Below are 23,919 nucleotides of genomic sequence, written 5' to 3'. Positions count from 1 at the left end.
GGCAAGAGTCGGGGGCGGTGGAGTCAGTGCGAATGGCGCGGGTTGCCGCGCTGCTCGATGACCTTCAGGTACAGCGTGGCCGGTTCGAGGCAGCCGCCGGTGGACAACTGGCCGACGAACCGGCGATAGAGTTCCTGCCACGGCGTTTGCGCCTGCGGCACGGTGAAGCTGGCGGTCTCGCGACGGCGCGCGAGTTCGTCCGCGTCGACGAGCACGTCGACGCTGCGGCGATTCAGGTCCACGCGCACGCGGTCGTTCGTGCGCAGCAGCGCGAGGCCGCCTCCGACCGCGGCTTCCGGCGACATGTTCAGGATCGACGGGCTGGCCGACGTGCCGCTCTGGCGTCCGTCGCCCATGCACGGCAACGACGTGACGCCGCGCTTCACCAGCTCGGCGGGCGGCGCCATGTTCACGACTTCCGAACTGCCCGGGTAGCCGACCGTGCCGCAGCCGCGGATCACGAGGATGCAGCGCTCGTCGATGTTCAGCGCGGGATCGTCGATGCGCGCGTGGTAGTCCTCGGGGCCGTCGAACACGATCGCGCGCGCCTCGAACGTATTCTCCGCGCCCGGCTCGGAAAGATAGGTCCGGCGGAACGCGTCGCCGACCACCGACATCTTCATGATCGCGCTGTCGAAGAAGTTGCCCGACAGCACCATGAAGCCGGCGCCGTGCTTGAGCGGCGCGTCGGGCGTACGGATCACGTCGCGGTCGGCGTCCTGCGCGGCGTCGGCGATCTCGCCGATCGCGCGGCCCGATACGGTCAGGCAGTCGCGCCGCAGCAGGCCGGCCGCATCGAGCTGGCGCAGCACGGCGGGCACGCCGCCGGCGCGGTGGAAGCTCTCCCCGAGGTATTCGCCGGCCGGCATGCAGTTCACGAGCAGCGGCACGGCTTCACCGAAGCGCTGCCAGTCGTCCAGGCTCAGCTCGACGCCCATGTGGCGTGCGATGGCGATCAGATGCGGCGGACAGTTGGTCGACGCGCCGAGCGCCGACGCGACGACGATCGCATTCTCGAACGCCGCGCGCGTCATGATCGCCGACGGGCGCAGGTCTTCGCGAACGAGTTCGACCGCGCGCTTGCCGGTGGCGTAAGCCATCTGGCCGCGCTCGCGATAGGCGGCGGGAATGCTCGCGCAACCGGGCAGCGACATGCCCAGCGCCTCGGCGAGGCTGTTCATCGACAGCGCCGTGCCCATGGTATTGCAGTGGCCGATCGACGGCGACGAAGCCGTGGTCAGCTGCATGAAGCCTTCGTAGTCGATCTCGCCCGCGGCGAGCAGGTTGCGCGCATGCCAGATCACCGTGCCCGAGCCGACCCGCTTGCCCTCGTGCCAGCCGTCGAGCATCGGGCCGCCCGACAGCACGATCGCGGGCATGTCGACGGTCGCGGCCGCCATCAGGCAGGCCGGCGTGGTCTTGTCGCAGCCGGTCGTCAGCACCACACCGTCCAGCGGAAAACCGTGCAGCACTTCCACCAGCCCGAGGTAGGCGAGATTGCGATCGAGCGCGGCCGTGGGCCGGCGGCTCTGCTCGGCCAGCGGGTGCACGGGGAACTCCATCGGAATGCCGCCCGCATCGCGAATACCGGCCTTGGTGCGCTCGGCCAGCTCGATGTGGTGGCGGTTGCACGGCGCGAGATCGCTGCCCGTCTGCGCGATGCCGATCACAGGGCGGCCCGACTGCAGCTCCTCGCGCGTCAATCCGTAGTTCATGAAGCGCTCGACATAGAGCGCGGTCATGTCGGCGTGCGCGGGATCGTCGAACCATTCCTGGCTGCGCAGGCGGCGAGGGGTGTGTGACATGGCAGGCTGTCTCCTGAGGGGCCTTTCTCGTTTTGCGTGCCGGATGGTACCGGTAACATCGCCTGGATGTTAGCACGGGTTTTTTGCGTAGCGGAAGGGATTTCGTGCGCGCGTGGCGAAGGAGCGGGGCAGGGGGTCGGTACGAAGCCGCGCGCATCGCGTGTCGGGATCCGCGCGGCCGTCGGCTCGTCAGGCGCTTTCCCGCGGGATGATCGTGTAGTCGATACGGATGCTTTTCGCGTCGGTCCGCTCGCCGCCGTCACGCGCGTGGAGCGCCGCCAGCAACGCTTCGCCAGTGCGCAGCCCGATACCGTACGCGTCGACCGACACGGTCGTGATGGTCGGGTGGCAGCATGTCGCGACTTCGAAGTTGCCGAAGCCGGCCACGGCGATGTCGGCGGGCACGGCGAGCCCGCGCCGGTGGCACTCCATGATCGCGCCGAATGCCGACATGTCGCTCACGCACATCACCGCGTCGGTATCCGGCCATTGCTCCAGTAGCGCTGCCATCGCGGGGCCGCCGTGGCTCATCGTGATCGGCGATTCGCCGAGCCGCACGACGCGCGGTTCGCCCAGACCCAGCGCCTTGATCTCCGCCTGATAGCCCTTGAGCCGGTCGAGGCCGCGGCGATCCAGTTCGCTCGCGCCGACCAGAAAGCCGATGCGTCGATAGCCGCGCTCGGCCAGGTGGCGCACCATCGCGCGGGCGGCGCGCACGTTCGAGAAGCCGACGGCGGTGTCGATCGGGCGCGTGGGCAGGTCCCACATCTCGACCACCGGAATCGCCGAGCGCTCCAATACCTTGCGCGTCGCATCGGTGTGCTGCGACCCCGTCAGCGCAATGCAGCGCGGCTGGTGTCGCAGCATCGACCGGACGAGCCGTTCTTCGCGTTCCAGGTCGTAGTCGGTGTCGCCGAGCAGCAACTGGAGGCCATGCGGTTCGAGCGCATCGGTCAGGCCGCGCACGGTGTCCGAGAAGTTGGAACTCGACAGCGACGGCACCAGCACCGCGACGAATTCCGATCGCCCCGACGACAGCGCACCGGCGGCGGCATCCGCCACGTAGCCGAGCTGCTCGATGGCCTCGCAGACCCGTGCACGCGTCTCGGCGGCCACGCTGTGACCGGCGAGCACGCGCGACACCGTCATCTTCGATACGCCGGCGAGGCGTGCTACGTCGGACATGCGGGGCGGCCCGGCGGGCCGGACGGCGGTGGGACTGGGCATCGGAATCGCGATCGGGAGAAAGCCGGAAAGGCTACATCATACCGGGGCGGCGTACCGTGCAGGCTGGCCGCGATGCGCCCGTTTCAGCCACGCCCGTACTAGGGAAACCACGCGTTCGGCGGCACTTGTACGCGCGTATCGCAGCGTGCTACCTTCAGTTTTGTTACCGGTATCAACGTGCCGATCGCTCCCGTCGCCTCGTCGGCTTTTTTTTGCCACCGGATGTTATCGGTAACATCGATGCGCAAGGCACACGCGACGGTACGAAGAAGACCTACACAATCAGGAGACAGACCGATGCCATCCATTACGCAGGCCGCTGCCGCACCGGCCGCGGCCGACTCGTCCGAAGACGCCCTTTACCGCAAGGTCATGCGGCGCATCCTGCCGTTGCTGCTGCTCTGCTACGTCGTGGCCTACCTGGACCGCGTCAACGTGGGCTTCGCGAAGCTGCAGATGCTCGACGACCTGAGCCTGAGCGACGGCGTCTATGCGCTCGGCGCCAGCATCTTCTTCTGGGGCTATTTCCTGTTCGAGATGCCCAGCAACCTGCTGCTGCACCGCTACGGCGCGCGCTTCTGGATCGCGCGGATCATGATCACGTGGGGCATCGTGTCGTCGTCGATGGCGTTCATCGTGCCGCTCGCGCAGTTCTTCCACGTGCAGACGACCACGATGTTCTACACGCTGCGCTTCCTGCTGGGGCTGTGCGAAGCGGGTTTTTTCCCGGGCGTCATCCTGTACATGAACTACTGGTTCCCGGCACGCCGCCAGAGCGTGGCGATGTCGGGCTTCCTGGTCGCGATTCCGCTGAGCCTGACGCTCGGCAGCGTGGTGTCCGGCTGGCTGATGGAGCAGACGCACGGCCTGTCGGGCATGAGCGGCTGGCAATGGATGCTGCTGCTCGAAGGGCTGCCGTCGATCGTGGTGGCGTTCGTCGTGCTGGCCTGCCTCGGCGACGGCCCGCAGTCGGCGAAGTGGCTGTCCGCCGACGAGAAGGCGGTGCTGTCGCGCAACCTCGAATCCGAGGCCGCGCACAAGTCGCACAGCATCGGCGCCGCGCTGCGCAGCCCGCGCGTGTGGCTGCTCACCTTCATCCTGCTGACGTTCAATACCGGCTTCTACGGGCTGGCCTTCTGGCTGCCGTCGATCATCCGTGCGTCGGGCGTGCACAGTCCGCTGCACATCGGCGTGCTGACGGCCATTCCGTACTTGACGGCGATCTTCGCGATGGTGTGGAACGCGTCGCACTCGCGCAAGACCGGCGAACGCCGCCTGCATGCGGCGATTCCCGCGCTGATCGGCGGCGTCTTCCTGATCCTGAGCGCGGCGTTTGCGCAGAACGTCGCGCTGTCGATCGTATTCCTGACCATTGCCACGTGCGGCATTCTCGCGTTGATGCCGATCTACTGGACCTTCCCGGGGCAGATCCTGTCCGGCACGGCCGCGGCCGCCGGCATTGCGTTGATCAATTCGGTGGGCAACCTGTCCGGCTTCACGGGCTCGATGATCACCGGCGTCGCCAAGCAGATGACCGGCGACATCAACAACGGGACCTATGCGCTGGGCGCTTGTCTGCTGATCAGTTGCGTGCTGATCGCGTCGATTCCGCGCGATATTCTGCGGCCGCCGGCGGGGCGGTAGGGCGTTCGTGCGACGTGACGTTCGGCCGTGCCGGGACATCGCGCCGGCCCGGCGCCGCAGGCATCGCGCCACGTGGATTGATCTCGTGTGAATTCGCTCGACCGACACACGCGGAATTCCGGCTACCTCGAGCCAGGGACGCCCGGCGCGCTACTCCGCTTTCTCGTCGGCGGGCGTCATGCGTCCTCCAGTGCGAAGCGCACCTTGTTCCCGAGCGTGCGCAACCGCTCGACCGGTTCGTTCGAAAACACGAATCGGACGTACTGCTCGCCGTGTGCAACGCCCCATCCGGTCATGGCCGTCGCGCATACGCCGTGGCGTAGCAATCGTTCCGACATCTGCGATCCGGTCAGGCCGAAATCGGACACGCGCAGCAGCATCGACCAGCCGCCCGCCGGCATGCCGAACGGGAGTCCCGACAGTTCGGCGGCGACGGTATCCCGCCGCCTCTCGAGTTCGCTCACGTAGCCAGGCAGATCGGATGCGGAATGTTCGAGCGCGACCGCCGCCGCCTCCTGAGCGATGCCGACCGGCACCACGACATTGGCGAGCGACACGGCCACCAGATCGGGAATCAGCCATTCCGGCGCGACGATCCAGCCGACCCGCCAGCCAATCATGCGCAACTCTTTCGACGCGGCGCCGACCGTGACCGTACGCTCGGCCATGCCGGGCAGACCGGCGGGATGGATGACCGTGCGCCCATCGAAGAGCAGCCGCTCCATCGCGCTGTCGAGGATCAGCAGCAGATCGTTCTGCACACACAGGCTCGCGATCAGTTGCCAGTCGGACGCATCGAAGACGCCGCCCGACGGCATCGACGGAGACATCAGCAGCATGGCCCGCGTTTTCGGACCGATCGCTGCCCGCAGCGCGGCCTGGTCCAGCTTCCATTCGCCGCCCGGCGTGAAGGCGAACGGGACTTGCCGGGGCACACCGCCCGCAAGGCGGACGCGGTTCAGCAGACCCGCGTACGTCGGGTCGGTGACGATGACTTCGTCGCCGGTCTCGACGGTGGCGAGCAGCGTATTCAGAATGCCGGAGAGTCCGCCGGCCGACACCACCACCTGGTCGGCCGTGAAGCGCTGCCCCGAAAGCGCCGATACGTGGGCGGCGGCGCTTGCGCGTAGCCGATCCTGACCGACGAAGGGCAGATATGAATTGGCCGAGTCTCGCTGGATTGCGTCTCGGGTGAAGGCGAGCGCTTCCGACGTGGGTGGGATGTCGGTATCGAGATTTTCGAGTCGCAAGAGGTCGACGTCGGCACGATCGGCGATCGAACCCATGCGATCGACGCCGATGCCGGCAATGTGCTGCAGACGCACAGGACGGTGGTGGCGCATCGAGCCTCCGATCTTGTTACAATTTAATAGATAATATATGCATGGTGGTCGACATGAAGGTTGAAGTCAAGGACGATCGCTCGCTGGCCGATCGGATCGCTGTTGCATTGGCGGACCGCATCATCTCGGGTGTCATCGCGCCGGGGGAGTGGCTGCGTCAGGACCACATCGCGGCGGAGTTTGGCGCGAGCCATGTGCCGGTGCGCGAGGCGTTCAGACGGCTGGAAGCGCAGGGGTTGGCCGTGGTGGAACCGCGACGAGGCGTGCGGGCGGCGCCGCTCGAGCCGGCGGACGTGCTTGAAATGGCCAAGATGCGTGCCGCTTTCGAGGCGCTGGCGCTGCGCGAGGCGATGCCTGCTCTCGACGCACGTGCGTTGGAGGAACTCGATGCGATTCTCGATCAGGAGGCGGCGGCGCATGGCATAGCCGTGCTGGGTACGCTGAACCTGAGGTTTCATCGCGCATTGACCGCGCGGTGCGGGATGCCGCGGCTCGTCGCCGCGATTGGCGACATGCATCGGGCCAGCGCACGGCATTTGTATGCGACGTGGCAGCAACTGGACTGGCAGGATCGCTCGAACGACGAGCATCGGGATATCGTTCGGGCAATACGCGATGGGGATGTGGACGCAGCGTGTGCGGCTCTGTCCGCGCATATTCTGGCCGCGGGGGATGCGCTGGCTCAGGCGTTGTGCAGGCGGTAGGGAGGCAGGTCGAGCCCGGGGGCGTCAAGCGGTCTCAAAGCGGGTTTCGGGAATGGCGCGCGTCTTCTGCGGGACGGTTATAGCTAAACGCGTCGGGCGGCACGCGGCCACGAACGGCCGTTCGACACAGCTTTTTAGATCGTCGACAATCGGTGCGGATAAGGGCGTAGCCTTTAGCGGTTACCGTCGATCAGATCGTTCAGCAGCGCATCGAACGCGGCCTGTGCGTCTTCAAGTTCCTGCAGGGCGGCATCAAAGGTTTGCAGCGCGAACGGCGAAGGCTCGCCGCTGCCTTGCGGCGGAAATTGCTTCTGCATCGAGGCGAACGTACTCTGCACGCGCAGCGTGGCGGCCACGATGCGCTCCATCGCCTGGGTTTCTTCGGCTCGGGCCTGTTCCGGATTCATTCCTCTCTCCTTGGATGGTTTTCTTGAAGACCAGATCGTACACGCTGTGTCCGTTCTTGCCGCCCTTGGCAGAACGACTCCGTTGAAGGTTCCAACGGCACGCTGCGGGAGAAGCGATTTAATCGGGAATGATTCCGCAGTCGCGCCGAGGCCAAGATACTCATCGAGCGTGGCGATAAAACCCCGCCGCAGGTCACAACGATTGGCCGCTTTGGATAAATCTGAAGGGCCGTTCTGGGTCGGCTACAGCCGAACACGTGCGACTGCAGCCGGCCAAGAGACGACACTCGGCCAAATGAATCGGCCGCCCTGACGACGGAAAACTTCCCCTGTAAACGGAACGTGCCTTGCTGGCTGTTCGGCATTTGGCTCGCCAGCAGGAATATCGATGATTTACGGAACCTTTCCACCTTGGCTGCATACGCTATCGGTTACCTGGATCATTTTGGGTGCGGTCTGTGCCGTTGCAATCGTCGCTGACGAAGTTCGGCATCCTCAGAAGATGTGGATCATGAACGTCGTCTGGCCCCTGACGGCGTTGTTCGGGACGGTCTTATGGGTTGCCGCCTACTACGTGTGGGGACGGAATGTTACGGACGCGGGACACGACGCCGACGAACAGCCGTTCGTCGCGATGGTGATGAAGGGTACGAGTCACTGCGGCGCGGGCTGTACGCTCGGAGACATCATTGTCGAATGGTCGGCTTTTGCCTTCCCCGCCTTGGCAGTCTGGTTCGGGTGGCACACGGTATTCAATGAAAAAACGTTTGCCGTCTGGATCCCCGATTTCATCGCCGCCTTTCTGTTCGGCATCGTTTTTCAGTACTTCACGATCAAACCGATGCGCGGGCTTTCGGTAGGTGCAGGTTTGATTGCCGCCGTCAGAGCCGATATCGCGTCGATTACTGCCTGGCAGGTAGGCATGTACGGCTTGATGGCCATCATCCAGTTCCTGTGGTTCAAGCCGGCGTACGGGGGTATCGCGCAAGTTGCGAGCCCCGAATTCTGGTTCGCGATGCAGCTCGCGATGCTGGCAGGGTTCGCCACCAGCTATCCCGTTAACTGGTGGCTGATCAATTCGGGTATGAAGGAAAAAATGTAATGGTCTTGACCGCAAGCACGGCGAAGGCGACCCGTGGCGCGACATTGTCGGCAGCGGAGCGGAATGCATGGCGAGTGGGGCGATGGACGAAGCGTCCGCCGACGATGCGCACACAAATTCCGGTGGGCAATGCGTTTTTACACGGGGCAGCGAATGCGGGGCCGCCGCGGGCGACGGGACGGCGCGTCGGGCACGCATGATTCGACATGACGCCCGCGCCGACCGCTTCGCGGCGCCCGCACCCGCAAGGACAGGCCAGCGGGTGCGGAAAGCGCAACGGGAAATCGGACGCGCGGCGACGCCGGTTCAGTCGAGCCCGCCCTGACACAGATACTTGATCGACAGATAATCGTCGAGCCCATAGCGCGAGCCTTCGCGACCATAGCCCGATTCCTTCACGCCGCCGAACGGCGCGGCCTCGCTCGCGAGCGCGCCTTCGTTGATCCCGACGATGCCCGTCTCGAGCCGCGCCGACACGCGCGCGATGCGCCGCACGTCCTGCGTGTAGAAATACGCGGCGAGCCCGAACGGCGTGTCGTTCGCGGCGTCGACGGCTTCGTCCTCGGACGCGAAGCGAAACAGCGCGGCGACCGGGCCGAAGGTTTCCTCGCAGGTCAGCTGCATGTCGGCGGTGGCGTCGGCGAGCACCGTCGGCGTGTAATAGTTCGCGCCGAGCTCGCTCAGGCGCTGGCCGCCCGTCAGCACGCGTGCGCCCCGCTCGACGGCGTCGCCGACGTGACGCGCGATCTTGTCGACCGCACGCGCGTTGATCATCGGGCCGATCTGCGCGGCCGGATCGGTCGCCGGCGCGACCTTCAGCGCGGCGACGCGCGCGGCGAGCTTCGCGGCGAACGCGTCGTAGACGCCGGCCTGCACGTACACGCGATTCGGCGACACGCACGTTTGCCCGCCGTTGCGGAACTTGGCGGCCATCAGTCCGTCGACCGCGGCATCGAGCTCGGCGTCGTCGAACACGATGAACGGCGCATTGCCGCCGAGTTCCAGCGACAGCTTCTTCAACGTCGCCGCGGATTCGCGCGCGAGCAGCTTGCCCACGGCCGTCGAGCCGGTGAACGTGATCTTGCGCACGCGGGCGTCGGCGAGCCAGTCGGCCGCGGCGTCGATGCCGCGTTCGCGCGACGCCGCGATCAGGTTCAGCACGCCGGGCGGCACGCCGGCTTCCTGCGCGAGAAACGCGAGGGCGAGCGCGGTCAGCGGCGTGTCCTCCGCCGGCTTCGCGACGACCGTGCAGCCGGCCGCGAGCGCGGGCGCGATCTTGCGCGCGATCATCGCGAGCGGGAAATTCCACGGCGTGATCGCGGCGACGACGCCGATCGGCTCCTTCACCGCGCTGAGCCGCTTGCCGCGCTGCTGCTGCGGGATCAGGTCGCCGTACGTGCGCGTCGCTTCCTCCGCGAACCACAGCACGTACGACGCGCCGTACGCGACTTCGCCGCGCGCTTCGGCAAGCGGCTTGCCCTGTTCGCGCGATATCAGCTTCGCGAGATCGTCGGTGTGCGCGACGATCGCCGCATGCCAGGCGCGCAGGATCGCGGCCCGTTCGCGCGCGGGCGTCGCGCGCCACGCGGGCAGCGCGCGCGCCGCGGCGTCGGTCGCCGCGCGGGCGTCGGCGGCGCCGCTGTCGGGTGCGTGGGCAACGGTCTCCAGCGTGGCCGGATCGGTGACGGCGAAGCGGCGGCCGTCGAGCGCATCGCGCCAGGCGCCGTCGATCAGGTTGGCGGTGCGAACGAGTTCGGTTCGGGACAGCGTAAGCGGCATGACAGATCCTTGAATGAAGCGGTTCGGCGACGCTGGCTGCGCGCGGCGGGCGCGACTCCGCCCGCGCGGACAGCCGGCTGCCGCGTGACGGGGCGACGCACGCCGAGTGTCAGTGACGTTCGCCGAACAGCGATTCGAGCGGGTAGTGCCGTTTGACGAACGGCGACTTGATGATCACGTAACTGAAATACTTCTCGATGCCGATGTTCTGCTCGAGCAGCCCTTCGACGATCGTCTGGTAATGGCTCACGCTGCGCGTGATGAACTTCAGCAGATAGTCGTAGCCGCCGCTCGCGAGGTGGCATTCGACGATCTCGTCGACGTTGCGGATCGCCGCGACGAAGCGGTCGAAATCCTCGCGCCGATGGTCGGCCAGCGTGACCTCGGTAAACACGACCTGCACGTCGCCGAGTTTCTCGAGCTGGATGTGCGCGCCGTAGCCGCCGATGTAGCCGGCCTTCTCGAGCCGCTTCACGCGGATCAGGCATGGACTGGGCGACAGCCCGACCGCATCGGCCAGCTCGACGTTGGTCATGCGGCCGCGCTTCTGCAACTGGGAGAGGATGCGCAGGTCGATGCGATCCAGCTTGCTGTCCGTCATGTTCACGTGAAAGGGCAAAAATGGAATGTCCGGTTACTTTAGAGTCGAACGATGGCGGCCACAAGCCCGGCTTTCCCTTGGCGCGTCAGGCCGGCAGCGCGTGCGCGGCGTCGAGCGCGCGCTGCACGCCCGCGTCGGCCAGCACGTCGTCGAGCGTCTTGCGCACGCGCTCGAACAGCAGATCGAACTCGCCCGCGGTGAAACTCAGTGCCGGCGCGAAGCCGAGCACGCCGTCGCCGAACGCGCGAAACACCACGCCGTTCGCGTACGCGGCGGCCGCGATCTTGTCCGGCACGTTCAGCGCCGCGTCGAAGCGCGTCTTGCGGGCCTTGTCGGTCACCAGTTCGAGTGCGCCGAGCAGGCCGACCGAGCGTGCGTCGCCGACGAGCGGATGCGCGCGCAGCGCGTCGAGCCCCGCGGCGAAGCGCGGCACCATCGCCTGGCCGTTCGCGAGCAGCCCGCCTTCGTGATAGAGCTTCAGCACCTCGAGGCCGATCGCCGCGCTGACCGGATGCGCGGAATACGTATGGCCGTGGCCGACCACGGGCGAATCGGCGCGCTCGCCTGCGATCCCTTCGTAGATTTCGTCGGACATCAGCACCGCGCCCATCGGCGCATAGCCGGCGGTCAGACCCTTCGCGACGGTCATCAGGTCCGGGTCGACCTGTTCGGCTTCGCATGCGAACAGCGGGCCCGTGCGGCCGAAGCCGGTGATCACCTCGTCGGCGACGAACAGGATGCCGAGGCGCCGGCACGCGTCGCGCATCGCCTTCAGCCAGCCGGCCGGCGGCACGATCACGCCGCCGGAACCCTGCACCGGCTCGCAGAAGAATGCGGCGACGTTGTCCGCGCCGAGTTCGGCGACCTTCGCTTCGAGCGCGGCGACCGACGCGGCGATCAGCGCCTGCGGGTCGTCGCCGAGCGGATGGCGGTACGGGTACGGCGACGGAATATGGTGCTGGTCCGCGCGCGGCAGGTCGAAGTGGCGGTGGAACGCCGGCAGCGCGGTGAGGCCGGCGCCGATCGATGACGAGCCGTGATAGCCGCGTTCCAGCGCGATCATCTGCTTCTTCGACGGGCGGCCGGTCGCGTTGAAATAATGCGTGATGAAACGCACCGCCGAGTCGATCGCGTCCGAGCCGCCGAGCGTGAAGTACACGCGGTTCAGCGACGGCGGCGCGAGCGCGGCGAGCCGTTCGGCGAGTTCGATCGCCGGCTGCGAGCCGAAATGGAAATAACCGGTCGCGTACGGCAGCTTCGCCATCTGGTCGGCGGCGGCTTTCACGATGCTGTCGCGGCCGTAGCCGACGTTCACGCACCACAGGCCCGAGAACGCGTCGAGCAGCGTGTGGCCCGCGGCGTCGCGCAGGAACACGCCGTCCGCGGACTCCAGCACGGTGACGCCGCGCGCCTCGTGCGCACGGTAGTTGACGACGGGATGGATCAGGTGTTGACGATCGGCTTCGATCAGCGCGGCTTGGTTCATGGGAAGGCGGGACTCTCGTCAGGTGTCAGCGGTGAGTTCATGCTACCGGGCGAGAAATCCGCCTGCGTCTTCAATTTGCGGCCCGAAACGTATGCGCGCGGCGTTTGGGCGGGGCGCTTCGGCATTTTCTGCTGCGCGCCCGACGGGCCGGGCGTGCCCGTCAGTAGCCGCGCGTGCGATCGACGACGCCGATCATCGGCTGGCCCGCGCGATGGCGGGCGAGGTTCGCGAGCACGGCGTCGACCGCGGTGTCGGGCCGCGTCGCGCTGGCGATGTGCGGCGTGATGCGAATGCGCGGATGCGTCCAGAACGGATGGCCTGCCGGCAGCGGTTCGGGATCCGTCACGTCGAGGATCGCGCTGTCGAGGCGGCCGCTCGCGAGCGCCGCGAGCAGCGCCGCCGAATCCAGTTGCGGCCCGCGCCCGACCTGCACGAGCGACGCGCCGGCCGGCAGCGCGTCGAACACGCGCGCGCCGAGCAGCCCGCGCGTGCTGTCGGTGAGCGGCAGCAGGCAGATCAGGATGTCGGTGCGGGCGAGGAACGCGTCGAGCGCCGCATCGCATGCATGACAGTCGACGCCGTCGAGCGTGCGCGGCGTGCGGCTCCAGCCGGCGCACGGGAAACCGAAGCGCCGCAGCGTGTCGAGCACGGCCTGGCCGAGCGTGCCCAGCCCGAGCACGCCGATGCGCCGCGACGCGGCCGCGCGCACCGGATGCTCGCGCCACACCTGGTCGCGCTGCTGGGCCGCGTAGTCGAACAGGTCGCGATGGATCGTCAGCACGGCCTGCGTCACGTATTCGACCATCCCTTCGACGATGCCCGGTTCGATCATCCGCACGACGGGGATGTGCGCAGGCACGCGCGACAGGTCGAACTGGTCGATGCCGGCGCCGACCGAGAACACGACTTCGAGATTCGGCAGCAGCGCGACCGGATCGTCCGGCGGCTGCCATGCGGCGAGATAGCGGACGGCTTCGGCGTCGCCGAGGTCCGGCCAGATCCGGAACGGCAGGTCCGGCGCCTGTTGCGCGAAGCGCGCCGCCCACTGCGCGCCGCGCACCGGGTCGGCCTTGTAGAGAAAGCTCATCGTGCGCTCCGCTCAGCCGAGCGCCTGGTTCACGATCGCGAACGCGCGCAGCGCCGGGTCGCGTTCGGGCGTCGCGCCGCGCGCCATCGCGACGACGGTGTCGACGCGCGGCAGCCCGAGCCCCTGCAGCCAGTCGGACAGCCCGCTGTCGCCCGGTACGTCGAGCCGCACGAACATGCCTTCGTGCAGCGCGAGCCAGTGGCTGATCAGCGCTTGCGCGCGCAGCGCATCCGGCGCGATTACCGGGCCGATCACGTGGCCGCGGCCGAACCGGCGGAACAGCGCGAAGCCGAGCAGCTCGCCGTCGCGATCGAGCGCGATCCCGTTCGCGACGTCGAGCAGCGCGTCGATCACCGCGCCGCGTTCGTAGCCGGCCGCGCGCGACGCGAGCGCGGCGAGGCGCGGCCCGTCGTTGGTGCCGAGCGGGCGCAGGCGCTCGCCGGGCGGCAGCGAGATCAGCGGAGGCTGGAACGCCGCGCCCTGATGCTGATCGATCGTATCGATCGCGTCGAAGCCGAATTTCGCGTACAGCGGCTCGCCCGCCGGCGTCGCATGCAGAAAAATGGTGCGCGTGCCGAGGCTGTCGACCACGCGGGTCATCAGCTCGCGCCCGATGCCGCAGCCCTGGCGTTCGGGCGACACGATGACCATGCCGAGCGACGCGTGCGATTCGCCGAAGCGCCAGCCGAGCGCGGTACCGACGACGCCGGTTTCGTCTTCGGCGACGAAGCCGCCGCCGAGCTGGAACGCGAAGCGCCAGTCGTCGAGCCGGTGCGGCCACTTGACCGCCTCCGACAGGCGATGGGCGGCGGGCAGGTCGGCTTCGGCGAACGGGCGATAGATGAGCGTGCGGGAAGGATTGAGGTCGGACACGCCGGACTCCGGATGGGTGGGAACGATCCGTTCACTCTGCCAGCGCGGTCGCGGCACGGATAGGACGATTCGCCTGTTTTCCGGCGGCGGCGCGCGCGCTCGCGAGATCGATGCAAACCGGCGCGATCGGCGCGAACGAACGCGTGGATCGTGCCGGCGCGGGCACGTCGATCCGGCCACGCGTGCTGTGGAATGCCACTACGATGAATGCACGCCGCCGCCGCCGCCGCCGCCGCCGCCGCCGCTGCCGCTGCCCGCCGAAGCGCCGCACCGGCAGGCGGGCCCGCTGCGGTAGCGAGGCGCCGATCGGCCGGCCGCGCCGTGCCCGATCGCGCCGCAGATCGTGCTGCATGTGGCGGGCAACACGCGGCGATTCTGCGTTTTGAGCGGCGCCGAACGATGCGCGAACGACTTTTTGCCCTGATTCAATTTCGTTGAACCCAGCCATCCCCGGCCCTGCCGGGGCTTCACACCGACAGGACGTCACCATGATCCAGTTTGAACCGAAGTACATCACCTTCGACTGCTACGGCACGCTGACCCATTTCCGGATGGCCGAGACGGCGCGGGAAAACTATGCGGACCGGCTGTCGCCGGCCGCGATGGAGGCATTCGTGCCCGCGTTCGCCGCCTATCGGCTCGACGAGGTGCTCGGCGCGTGGAAGCCGTACCGCGACGTCGTGGTCAACGCGGTCCGTCGCACCTGCGCGCGGCTCGGCGTGAAGTTCGACGAAGCCGAGGCCGAGCTTTTCTATCATGCGGTGCCGACCTGGGGCCCGCACCCGGACGTGCCGGCCGGGCTGTCGCGGCTGGCGTCGAAGTACAAGCTGGTGATCCTGTCGAACGCGATGGACGATCAGATCATGAGCAACGTCGACAAGCTCGGCGCGCCGTTCCACGCCGTGTTCACCGCGCAGCAGGCGCAATCGTACAAGCCGCGGATGCAGGGCTTCGAATACATGTTCGACAAGCTCGGCTGCAAGCCGGAGGACGTGCTGCACGTGTCGTCGAGCCTGCGCTACGACCTGATGACGGCCGAGGATCTCGGCATCAAGCACAAGGCGTTCGTGAACCGCGGCCACGAGCCGGGTACGCCGTTCTACAACTATTACGAAGTGTCGGACATCGGCCAGCTCGCGACGCAGCTCGGGCTGTAAGCGGACGCGTTTCCCCGGTGCGGTGTCGCGCACACCATGCCGCCGCCCGTCGCGATCCCGGGGAAATTCCGCGCAGGCGGCAGGCTGCCGGCGTCGCCACGTCGCGCCGGCCTGCGCGCATTCGCGCCGCGCGCTCAGGATGAGCGAGGCGATGCCGGCGAACAATCCTCTGAACTTTCACGCGCGTCGGCATGCGGCCGGCACGCGCCGGCGGTCCCCCGGCGCATGCAGCAAATCATGCTGCGCAGGCTACCCAAAACGGTCGATTCGTATCGTGAGGGCGCCTCGAATCGGGACAACCGGCATTTTGGCGATGCTTAAATGAATTGCATGTGAACGACGCCGCGCCCGCCACCAGCAAGCGGGCGCGGCGCGCTTGAACAACCACGCTGGACCCTTGGACCCACTTCCCACAGTCAGGAGCAGTTCGGATGAACGACGATATCGACAATGACGGCAAGGGCGGCTTCACGCGCCGCGACATGATGAAGGTCATGGCGGCGGGCGGCATGATGGCTGCCGGTGCCGGCGGACTGCTGATGACCCCCGACGCGGCATTCGCCGCGCCCGCGCCGAAGCGCGGCGGCAAGATCCGGGTCGCGAACGAATCCGGCTCGACGGCCGATACGCTCGACCCGGCCAAGGGCTCGACGGGCGCGGACTACACGCGCTTCTTCATGTTCTACAGCGGCCTCACGCAGCTCGATGCGAGCCTGACGCCGCAGATGAACCTCGCCGAGTCGCTGCAGACGACCGATGCGAAGACCTGGATCATCAAGCTGCGCAAGGGCGTGACGTTCCACGACGGCAAGCCGGTCGGCCCGGCCGACGTGGTGTATTCGCTGATGCGCCACAAGAACCCGGCCACCGCGTCGAAGGTCAAGCCGCTCGCCGAGCAGTTCGCCGACGCGAAGGCGACCGGCCCCGACGAAGTCACGCTGACGCTCGCGAGCGCGAACGCCGATCTGCCGGTGATCCTCGCGACGCCGCAGCTCGTGATCGTCAAGGACGGCACGACCGATTTCTCGACCGGCATCGGTTGCGGCCCGTACAAGCTGAAATCGTTCAAGCCGGGCGTATCGACCGTCGGCGTGCGCAACGACAGCTACTTCAAGCCGGGCAGGCCGTATCTCGACGAGATCGAGCTGATCGGCATCAGCGACAGCGCCGCGCGCCTGAACGCGCTGCTGTCGGGCGACGTGCACCTGATCAACGCGATCGATCCGCGTTCGACGCAGCGGGTCTCGTCGACGCCGGGCTACGCGCTGAAGGAAACCAAGTCGGGCCTCTATACCGACCTGATCGCGCGCACCGACAACCCGATCGTCGCGAATCCCGATTTCGTCGAAGGGATGAAGTACCTGTTCGATCGCGAGCAGATCCGCTCGGCGGTGTTCCGCGGCTACTCGGTGATCGGCAACGACCAGCCGATTCCGCCGGGCCATCGCTACTTCAACGCCTCGCTGCCGCAGCGGCCGCACGATCCGGACAAGGCGAAATTCCTGCTCCAGAAGGCCGGCGCGCTCGGCGCCACGCTGCCGCCGCTCTATGCGACCTCCGACGCGAACGGGTCGATCGAAATGGCCGTGCTGCTGCAGCAGGCCGGCCAGAAGATCGGGCTGAACCTGCAGGTCAACCGCGCGTCGCCCGACGGCTACTGGTCGAACCACTGGATGAAGCACCCGCTCACGTTCGGCAACATCAACCCGCGCTCGAGCGCCGACGTGCTGTTCACGCAGTTCTTCAAGTCGGATGCGCCGTGGAACGAGTCGGGCTGGAAGAACGCGAAGTTCGACCAGCTGCTGCTCGCCGCGCGCTCGGAAACCGACGACGCGAAGCGCAAGCAGATGTACGGCGACATGCAGGTGATCGTGTCGCAGCAGGGCCGGGTCGGCATTCCGGCGTTCATCAGCTTCCTCGACGGATACGACAAGCGGCTCGCGGGCCTCGGTTCGATTCCGACCGGCGGGATGATGGGCTTCATGTTCGCCGAGAACGTGTGGTGGAACGCATGACGTTGTCGCTGGCCGCCGTCGCGCGGCCGGTGCGGGCCACCGCGCCGGCCACGCGCGGTTTTTTCGGGAGGGCCGCTCCATGAACCGAATTCTCATCGGCCTGATCGGCCGGCGCATCGCGGTCACCGCGCTGACGCTGCTGATCGTGTCCGCGATCATCTTCACGATCACGAACCTGCTGCCGGGCGACGCCGCGCAGGCCGCGCTCGGCCAGTCGGCGACGCCGGAGACGGTCGCCGCGCTGCGCCAGCAGTTCGGTCTCGACATGCCGGCGCACGTGCGTTACGCGCACTGGCTCGCCGGGCTGTTGCACGGCGATTTCGGCCGGTCGCTGTCCGGCGACATGCCGGTGTCGGAGCTGATCGGCGGGCGCCTGCCGAAGTCGCTCGCGCTCGCGGCGATCACGACCGCCGTGTCGGTGCCGATCGCGCTGCTGCTCGGGATCCTCGCGGCGGTCAAGCGCGAATCGGCGATCGACCGCGTGATCAGCCTCGGCACGCTGTCGCTCGTCGCGACGCCGGAATTCCTGATCGCGACGGTCGCCGTGCTCGTGTTCGCGGTGAAGCTGCGCTGGTTGTCCGCGCTGTCGTACGGCGGCCCGATCGACAGCCTGCACGATTTCCTGCGTGCGTATGCGATGCCGGTGCTGACGCTGTGCGCGGTCGTGATCGCGCAGATGGCGCGCATGACGCGCGCCGCGGTGATCGAGCAGTTGAGCGCGTCGTACGTCGAGATGGCCGTGCTCAAGGGCGCGAGCCCCGCGCGCGTCGTGCTGCGCCATGCGCTGCCGAACGCGATCGGCCCGATCGCCAACGCGATCGCGTTGAGCCTGTCGTATCTGCTCGGCGGCGTGATCGTCGTCGAGACGATCTTCAACTATCCGGGCCTCGCGAGCCTGATGGTCGACGCCGTCAGCAACCGCGATTTCCCGCTGGTCCAGGCGTGCACGCTGATCTTCTGCGTCGCTTACCTGACGCTCGTGCTGTTCGCCGACCTGTGCTCGATCGTGTCGAACCCGCGACTGCGGACCTGAGCGCCCCCGTCCACCTTCCGAGATGCCGCCCATGCACCCGACCGAACCCGTTCATCGCAGCAGCGCGCTGCCGCCGTCAGGCGAGCCGCGCTCGCCGTGGGGAGGCGCGACGCCGCCCGCCGCGCCGTCCCCCGACCAGCCGCGCAAGCGCCGCGGCGCACGCCTCGGACTGACCGCCGGCGGCCGCGTCGGCCTGTCGATGGCCGGCCTGATGCTGTTCGTCGCGGTGTTCGCGCCGCTGCTCGCGCCGCACGACGTCGGCGCGATCGTCACGCCCGACGTGTTCGCGCCGTTCAGCGCGAAGCTGCCGTTCGGCTCCGACTTCCTCGGCCGCGACATGCTGAGCCGGATCCTGTACGGCACGCGGCTGACCGTGCTGCTCGCGCTGGCCGCGGTGCTGCTCGCCGCGGTGACCGGCACGACGCTCGGGCTGCTCGCGACCGTGTCGGGCCGCGCGGTCGACGAGACGATGAGCCGGCTGCTCGACGCGCTCACGTCGATTCCGTCGAAGATGTTCGCGCTGATGTTCGTCGCCGCGTTCGGCTCGTCGCTGCCGCTGCTGGTCCTCACCGCCGCGGTCAGCTACATGCCCGGCTCGTACCGGATCGCGCGCGCGCTGGCCGTCAACATCAGCACGCTCGAATTCGTGCAGGTGGCCAGGGCGCGCGGCGAAAGCGCGCTGTACATCGCGTGCGTCGAGATGCTGCCGAACATGATCCATCCGATGCTGGCGGACACCGGGCTGCGCTTCACGTTCGTCGTGCTGCTGCTGAGCGGCCTGAGCTTTCTCGGGCTCGGCGTGCAGCCGCCGTATGCGGACCTCGGCTCGCTCGTGCGCGAAAACATCGCGAGCCTCGGCGACGGCTCGGCCGTCGCGATCATGCCCGCGGTCGCGATCGCGATCCTGACGGTGGGCGTCAACCTGATGATCGACGGTCTGCCGCATCGCGGCCGCCGCAAGGGCGCGGCCGGCGCCGCCGGAGGACACTGATGCGACACGAATCGAATCCGCTCGTCGAGGTGCGCGGGCTGCGCGTGGTCGGCGGCCGGCCGGGCGGCGACGAAACGACGATCGTCCACGGCGTCGACTTCGAGATCGGGCGCGGCGAGGTGCTCGCGCTGATCGGCGAATCGGGCTCCGGCAAGACGACGATCGCGCTGTCGCTGATGGGCCATGCGCGCGCCGGATGCCGGATCGCCGGCGGCTCGGTGAAGCTCGACGGCACCGACGTGTGCAAGCTGTCGGCGCAAGCGCTGACCGCGCTGCGCGGCCGCAAGGTCGCGTATATCGCGCAGAGCGCGGCTGCCGCGTTCAACCCGTCGCGCACGATTCTCGACCAGGTGATCGAGAGCGCGCTGATCCACAAGACGATGACGAAGCGCGACGCGCAGGCGAAGGCGATCGAGCTGTTTCGCGCGCTCGCGCTGCCGGAGCCGGAGACGATCGGCAAGCGCTATCCGCACCAGGTATCGGGCGGGCAGCTGCAGCGGCTGATGGCCGCGATGGCGCTGATCACCGATCCGGAGCTGGTGATCCTCGACGAACCGACCACCGCGCTCGACGTGACCACGCAGATCGACGTGCTGCAGGCGTTCAGGCGCGTGATCCGGCGCTACGGGATGAGTGCGGTGTACGTGTCGCACGACCTGGCCGTGGTCGCGCAGATGGCCGACCGGATCGTCGTGCTGAGCGACGGCGTGATCCGCGAGGCGGGCGACACCGAACAGATCCTGCATGCGCCGACGCACCCGTACACGCAGAGCCTGATCGCGGCGGTCACGCCGAACGATGCCGAACGCGGCGCGCAGGTGCGCGCACCCGAGCCGGCCGCGCCGGCGCCGCTGCTCGACGTGCGCGGCGCGATCGCGGGCTACGGCGGCCGCACCGCGAACGGCTGGCCCGCGAAGGTGATCCTGCATGAAGTCGACCTGCGCATCGGGCGCGGGCAGACGGTCGGCGTGATCGGCGAATCGGGCTCCGGCAAGACGACGCTCGCGAAAGTGATCGCGGGCCTCGTGCCGGCGACCGGCGGCGAGATCCTGCTCGACGGCGTGCCGCTCGCGCGCGATATCGGCAAGCGCACCAAGGAACAGCATCGGCGCGTGCAGATCGTGTTCCAGAACGCCGATACCGCGCTCAACCCGGTGCATACCGTCGAGCGCACGCTCGCACGGCCGCTCGCGTTCTACCACGGGATCAAGGGCGCGCGGGCACGCCAGCGCGTCGCCGAGCTGCTCGAACTCGTGCGGCTGCCGCCGGCAGTGGCCGCGCGGCGTACCGGCGAGCTGTCGGGCGGGCAGAAGCAGCGCGTGAACCTCGCGCGCGCGCTCGCGGCCGAGCCCGACTTGATCCTGTGCGACGAGGTCACGTCGGCGCTCGACACGGTGGTCGGCGCCGCGATCATCGAGCTGCTGCGCGACCTGCAGGCGAAGCTCGGCGTGTCGTACGTGTTCATCACGCACGATATCGCGAAGGTGCGCGCGATCAGCGACGACATCGTCGTGCTGTATGCGGGCCGCCGCGTGGAGACGGGCAGCCGCGACGCGCTGTGCGCGCCGCCTTATCACCCGTATTCGCACTTGCTGGTGTCGTCCGCGCCGGAGTTGCGCGCGGGCTGGCTCGACGATGCGGGCGAGCGTTGTCACCGGCCGCTGGTGCCGATCGGCGCGCGCGAGAACGAGGCCGAGCTGTGTCCGTTCCTGGCGCGCTGCGCGATGCGCGTGGACGGCGTGTGCAACCGGACGGCCCCGTCGCTGCGCACGCTCGGCAACGGCGCGCAGGTGCTGTGCCATCGCAGCGAGGAAGATCTCGCGCGTTTCCAGGCGGAGCCGGTTTCCGCCGGCGTCACGCCGGTGCAGCTGTAGTGCGCGGCGCGCGAACCGTTCATCGCGCGGCGCGGTGGACGGCGCGCCGCATAGTGTGCCGCGGCGGTCGCGCAAAACGGCAATTTGTACGCGTGCCGCGCGCGATTACGCGGCAACTGCGGTTTTTGCCAGTGGTTAAATGATTCGCATTGAATGGTTGCCGATCGTCGTTGCCGGCATGCACAAGAAGGACTCGATGAAACTGGAATCGTACTGGCTGGATACTCGCCCCGCGTTTCGCGCCGGCAGCGTCGGCCCCGTCGAAGGGCGCGCCGACGTGGTCGTGATCGGCGGCGGCTTCACCGGCTTGTCGGCGGCGCTCGCGCTCGCGCAGCGCGGCGTCTCGGTGGTCGTGCTCGAAGCCGCGCAGGTCGCGGGCGAAGCGTCCGGCCGCAACGGCGGCCAGTGCAACACGGGCGTCGCGCAGGACTACGCGTCGCTCGCCGCGCGCATCGGCGCCGCACAGGCCAAGCAGTTTTATCTCGCGTACGAAAGCGCGGTGAAGAGCGTCGAGGCGATCGTGACCGAACAGGCGATCGACTGCGATTTCCGGCGCGCCGGCAAGCTGAAGCTCGCCGCGAAGCCGCAGCATTTCGCGGGACTCGAAAAGACCTTCGACGCGTTGCGGCGCGACGTCGATCCGGACATCGAACTGATCGAGCCGTCGCGGATCCGCGATGAAATCGCATCCGACGGTTTTTACGGCGGGCTCCTGCAGCGCAACGGCGCGCAGATGCACATGGGCAAGTTCGGCGTCGGGCTCGCGCAAGCGGCCGTGCGTGCCGGCGCACGCGTGTACGAGCACGCGGCCGTCACGCAGCTCGACCGGCTCGACGGCGAGCGCCACCGGGTCACCTGCACCCGCGGCACGCTCGTCGCCGATCGCGTGCTGGTCGCGACCGGCGCGTCGCAGCACGGGCCGTTCGCGTGGTTCCGGCGGCGTATCGCGCCGGTCGGCAGCTTCATCGTCGTGACCGAGCCGCTGCCCGACGCGCAGTTGAACCGGCTGTTTCCGCATCGCCGCGCGTACGTGACGTCGCGCCAGATCGGCAACTACTTCCGCGTGACGCCCGACAACCGGCTGCTGTTCGGGGGCCGCGCGCGTTTCGCGATGTCGAGCCCGCGTTCCGACGCGAAGAGCGGCGACGTCCTGCGCGCCGGCATGGCCGGTTACTTCCCGGAACTGGCCGGCGTGCGGCTCGACTACTGCTGGGGCGGCCTCGTCGACATCACCGCCGACCGGCTGCCGCGCGCAGGCCAGCACGACGGGCTCTATTACTCGATGGGCTACAGCGGCCACGGCGTGCAGATGTCGGTGCACATGGGCCGCGTGATGGCCGACGTGCTGTATGGCGCGGCCGCGTCGAACCCGTGGCGCGAGCTCGAATGGCCGGCGATACCGGGCCATTTCGGGCACGCGTGGTTCCTGCCGCTCGTCGGCGCGTATTACCGGATGCAGGATTTCCTGCATTGAAGCGAGCGCCGGGAGAATTCGACATGACAGTGCAATTCGTTGGCTCGCCGCGTGTCGCGCGGCCCGTCTCGCCGGCGATCGGCGACGTGCTGCGCACGATCGACGCGTCGTTCGCGCAGCCGCTGAACCTCGATACGCTCGCGGCGGTCGCCGGGTTGAGCGTGTCGCGTTTCACCGCGCGCTTTCGCAGCGAAACCGGGCTGTCGCCGCACCGGTATCTGTGTCTCGTGCGGGTACGGCGGGCGCAGGACCTGTTGCGCGCCGGTCTTGCGCCGTCGGTCGTCGCGACCGACGTCGGCTTCTTCGATCAGAGCCATCTGTGCCGGCATTTCCGGCGCGTGCTCGGGATCACGCCGCGCGACTACGTGGTCGCCCGCACGGGCGGCGCGCCGGTGCGAGCGCCGTCGACGCGCGTGCGCAGCGAACGCCGCGATGCGTCGTATCACGCGGCTTGAGCACGGGCATGGACATGGACGACGTGCCCCGCTGAGGAGGTCCGGCAGGCGCGCCGGCCAACGACGATTTCCGATATCGCGTGACAGCTTTCGAACGAATCCGTCACGCACCGCACAGGAGCAGAAATGACCGCAGTTTTCGTGTTGCACCGGGCCGACGGCGCACCTTGTTCCACCCCGTGCCGCCAGCAGGCGTTCGGCGCGAGCGATCCGTTCGCGTCGCATCGCGAGATCGCGTGGGAAGGCCCCGACGCGATGGCCGCGGGGCGCATCGGCTTCGCGGGCGAACTGGACGTGGCGAATTTTCCGCACATCGAAACCCTCGTCGTCGTCCAGGGCGAGCTGACGCTCGAAGCGGCCGGGGCCGCGCCGCTCGTGGTCGGCCCGGGACAGGGCGCCGTCATCGGCTGCGGCACGGCGCTGCGCATCGCCGCGCAATCGCCGGTGCTGCTGATGTTCTGCGCGGCAGCGTGTGCGCAACCGACGAAACGCGGCGTCTTTGCGCTGCGCGCCGACGCGGACTTCAAGCCGTCCGCCACGCTGCCGGCCGAGGTGCTGCTCGGCCCCGCGCCGCAATGCCGCAGCGACAACGTGTTCACCGACGACGGCGCCGGGTACTGCGCGGGCACATGGGATTCGACGCCGTATCACCGGATCGTCCGGCCGCATCGCGCGAACGAGTTCATGTTCCTGCTGGACGGCGGCGTCCGGTTCGCGGCGCCCGACGGCAGCGTCGTGTCGCTCGGTACCGGCGACGCGCTGTTCGTGCCGCGCGGCGCGGCGATCGGGTGGGAAAGCAGCGAACGCGTGGCGAAGTTCTACGTGATGCAGAACGTCAAACCCTCCACCGAACGAGACTGAG

21 protein-coding genes are annotated in these 23,919 nt (G+C 68.1%); 11 read left to right on the top strand and 10 right to left on the bottom strand.

Going from position 1 to position 23,919, the window contains the following annotated elements; all coding sequences use genetic code 11:
* Positions 1 to 23: 23 nt before the first annotated feature.
* Positions 24 to 1,805, bottom strand: coding sequence for an IlvD/Edd family dehydratase (locus WS96_RS15720; protein WP_059833625.1), 1,782 nt, complete (start codon positions 1,803 to 1,805; stop codon positions 24 to 26).
* Between the two features lie 189 nt (positions 1,806 to 1,994).
* Positions 1,995 to 3,032: a LacI family DNA-binding transcriptional regulator gene (locus WS96_RS15715; protein ID WP_082720269.1), complete on the bottom strand. Its 1,038-nt coding sequence runs from the start codon at positions 3,030 to 3,032 to the stop codon at positions 1,995 to 1,997.
* 297 nt (positions 3,033 to 3,329) lie between these two features.
* Here WS96_RS15715 and WS96_RS15710 point away from each other — a divergent pair, with 297 nt between their 5' ends.
* Entirely contained in the window at positions 3,330 to 4,676 is a 1,347-nt protein-coding gene (locus WS96_RS15710) for an MFS transporter (RefSeq protein WP_059833621.1), read from the top strand.
* Positions 4,677 to 4,852: 176 nt separating this feature from the next.
* Here WS96_RS15710 and WS96_RS15705 read toward each other — a convergent pair whose 3' ends face one another.
* Positions 4,853 to 6,019 carry a pyridoxal phosphate-dependent aminotransferase gene (locus WS96_RS15705; protein WP_059833619.1) on the bottom strand — a complete coding sequence of 389 codons (1,167 nt, stop codon included), beginning with the start codon at positions 6,017 to 6,019 and terminating at the stop codon, positions 4,853 to 4,855.
* A 41-nt stretch (positions 6,020 to 6,060) separates the two neighbouring features.
* Here WS96_RS15705 and WS96_RS15700 point away from each other — a divergent pair, with 41 nt between their 5' ends.
* Positions 6,061 to 6,723, top strand: coding sequence for a GntR family transcriptional regulator (locus tag WS96_RS15700; protein WP_059833616.1), 663 nt, complete (start codon positions 6,061 to 6,063; stop codon positions 6,721 to 6,723).
* A 173-nt stretch (positions 6,724 to 6,896) separates the two neighbouring features.
* On the opposite strand, the gene WS96_RS15695 is transcribed toward WS96_RS15700, so the two are convergent.
* Positions 6,897 to 7,130, bottom strand: coding sequence for a hypothetical protein (locus WS96_RS15695; RefSeq protein WP_059833614.1), 234 nt, complete (start codon positions 7,128 to 7,130; stop codon positions 6,897 to 6,899).
* A 388-nt stretch (positions 7,131 to 7,518) separates the two neighbouring features.
* On the opposite strand from WS96_RS15695, the gene WS96_RS15690 reads away from it, so the two are divergent.
* Positions 7,519 to 8,232 carry a DUF4396 domain-containing protein gene (locus WS96_RS15690; RefSeq protein ID WP_059833612.1) on the top strand — a complete coding sequence of 238 codons (714 nt, stop codon included), beginning with the start codon at positions 7,519 to 7,521 and terminating at the stop codon, positions 8,230 to 8,232.
* A 306-nt stretch (positions 8,233 to 8,538) separates the two neighbouring features.
* Here the strand turns inward: WS96_RS15690 and WS96_RS15685 are convergent, their stop codons facing one another.
* From WS96_RS15685 to WS96_RS32450, 6 genes are all read right to left on the bottom strand, one after another.
* Positions 8,539 to 10,011, bottom strand: a complete 1,473-nt coding sequence (locus WS96_RS15685) for an NAD-dependent succinate-semialdehyde dehydrogenase (RefSeq protein WP_059833609.1) — start codon at positions 10,009 to 10,011, stop codon at positions 8,539 to 8,541.
* A gap of 109 nt (positions 10,012 to 10,120) precedes the next feature.
* Positions 10,121 to 10,612 carry an Lrp/AsnC family transcriptional regulator gene (locus WS96_RS15680; RefSeq protein WP_006749694.1) on the bottom strand — a complete coding sequence of 164 codons (492 nt, stop codon included), beginning with the start codon at positions 10,610 to 10,612 and terminating at the stop codon, positions 10,121 to 10,123.
* 85 nt (positions 10,613 to 10,697) lie between these two features.
* Positions 10,698 to 12,098, bottom strand: a complete 1,401-nt coding sequence (locus tag WS96_RS15675) for an aspartate aminotransferase family protein (RefSeq protein ID WP_059833608.1) — start codon at positions 12,096 to 12,098, stop codon at positions 10,698 to 10,700.
* 160 nt (positions 12,099 to 12,258) lie between these two features.
* A complete protein-coding gene (locus WS96_RS15670) occupies positions 12,259 to 13,185 on the bottom strand; it encodes a 2-hydroxyacid dehydrogenase (RefSeq protein ID WP_059833606.1) in 927 nt (308 codons plus the stop codon).
* 12 nt (positions 13,186 to 13,197) lie between these two features.
* Positions 13,198 to 14,058, bottom strand: a complete 861-nt coding sequence (locus WS96_RS15665) for a GNAT family N-acetyltransferase (RefSeq protein WP_059779832.1) — start codon at positions 14,056 to 14,058, stop codon at positions 13,198 to 13,200.
* Positions 14,059 to 14,089: 31 nt separating this feature from the next.
* Positions 14,090 to 14,506 (bottom strand): hypothetical protein, encoded by a 417-nt coding sequence (locus tag WS96_RS32450; protein ID WP_257127991.1) that lies wholly within the window; start codon positions 14,504 to 14,506, stop codon positions 14,090 to 14,092.
* Positions 14,507 to 14,546: 40 nt separating this feature from the next.
* Here WS96_RS32450 and WS96_RS15655 point away from each other — a divergent pair, with 40 nt between their 5' ends.
* The 8 genes from WS96_RS15655 (at position 14,547) to WS96_RS15620 (ending at position 23,918) form a co-directional block, all read left to right on the top strand.
* Positions 14,547 to 15,215 carry a haloacid dehalogenase type II gene (locus WS96_RS15655; RefSeq protein WP_059833602.1) on the top strand — a complete coding sequence of 223 codons (669 nt, stop codon included), beginning with the start codon at positions 14,547 to 14,549 and terminating at the stop codon, positions 15,213 to 15,215.
* 431 nt (positions 15,216 to 15,646) lie between these two features.
* Positions 15,647 to 17,230, top strand: a complete 1,584-nt coding sequence (locus WS96_RS15650) for an ABC transporter substrate-binding protein (RefSeq protein WP_059833600.1) — start codon at positions 15,647 to 15,649, stop codon at positions 17,228 to 17,230.
* Positions 17,231 to 17,309: 79 nt separating this feature from the next.
* Positions 17,310 to 18,263 carry an ABC transporter permease gene (locus WS96_RS15645; protein ID WP_059833598.1) on the top strand — a complete coding sequence of 318 codons (954 nt, stop codon included), beginning with the start codon at positions 17,310 to 17,312 and terminating at the stop codon, positions 18,261 to 18,263.
* A 31-nt stretch (positions 18,264 to 18,294) separates the two neighbouring features.
* Positions 18,295 to 19,254 carry an ABC transporter permease gene (locus WS96_RS15640; RefSeq protein ID WP_059833596.1) on the top strand — a complete coding sequence of 320 codons (960 nt, stop codon included), beginning with the start codon at positions 18,295 to 18,297 and terminating at the stop codon, positions 19,252 to 19,254.
* Positions 19,254 to 21,128, top strand: a complete 1,875-nt coding sequence (locus tag WS96_RS15635) for an ABC transporter ATP-binding protein (protein WP_059833594.1) — start codon at positions 19,254 to 19,256, stop codon at positions 21,126 to 21,128. Before WS96_RS15640 ends, WS96_RS15635 begins: the two co-directional genes overlap by 1 nt.
* 196 nt (positions 21,129 to 21,324) lie before the next feature.
* Positions 21,325 to 22,602, top strand: a complete 1,278-nt coding sequence (locus WS96_RS15630; RefSeq protein ID WP_059779844.1) for an NAD(P)/FAD-dependent oxidoreductase — start codon at positions 21,325 to 21,327, stop codon at positions 22,600 to 22,602.
* 23 nt (positions 22,603 to 22,625) lie between these two features.
* Positions 22,626 to 23,057, top strand: a complete 432-nt coding sequence (locus WS96_RS15625) for a helix-turn-helix domain-containing protein (protein WP_034209122.1) — start codon at positions 22,626 to 22,628, stop codon at positions 23,055 to 23,057.
* Positions 23,058 to 23,183: 126 nt separating this feature from the next.
* A complete protein-coding gene (locus tag WS96_RS15620; protein ID WP_059833592.1) occupies positions 23,184 to 23,918 on the top strand; it encodes a cupin domain-containing protein in 735 nt (244 codons plus the stop codon).
* Position 23,919 lies beyond the last annotated feature (1 nt).

It is taken from the genome of Burkholderia sp. MSMB1835 (assembly GCF_001526365.1).
Lineage (GTDB): Bacteria > Pseudomonadota > Gammaproteobacteria > Burkholderiales > Burkholderiaceae > Burkholderia.
Note: the sequence above shows the minus strand (reverse complement) of the source record. Positions and strands in the feature narration are given on the sequence as shown.